This is a genomic window from Chryseobacterium sp. SIMBA_038, assembly GCF_046535115.1.
Classification (GTDB): Bacteria; Bacteroidota; Bacteroidia; order Flavobacteriales; family Weeksellaceae; genus Chryseobacterium.
On sequence record NZ_JAWRXH010000068.1, the window covers coordinates 1 to 335 of the forward strand.

General features: G+C 57.0%; 1 pseudogene. It reads right to left on the reverse strand.

The features are described 5' to 3' along the window. Window positions 1-107 precede the first annotated feature (107 nt). Window positions 108-335 (reverse strand): annotated as a pseudogene (locus SB689_RS22755) (arsenical resistance protein ArsH); the annotation flags it as partial.

The following is a 335-nucleotide window of genomic DNA, read 5'->3' on the forward strand; positions in this document are numbered from 1 at the left end:
GCCTCACCACGCGCTGAATGTTTCCCACTTTCGCTCGTGGGCCGCGTTGGTGCTCGCGAGCGTCTATGTGTGGCCCTGTTACTGCGACGAATCCCTCGCCGATCTCTTCAGATATTCGATTGATTCACCCGCCGCGCAAGCTCCTCTGCGCTTTCCTTACGTTCGCTATAGCGATCCACCAGAAAGGCACCGATGTCACGGGTCAGCAAGGTGAATTTGACCAGTTCCTCCATGACATCCACGACCCGATCGAAGTAGGCGGACGGTTTCATCCTGCCCGCGTCGTCGAATTCCAGGAATGCCTTCGCAACCGAAGACTGGTTGGGAATGGTCAG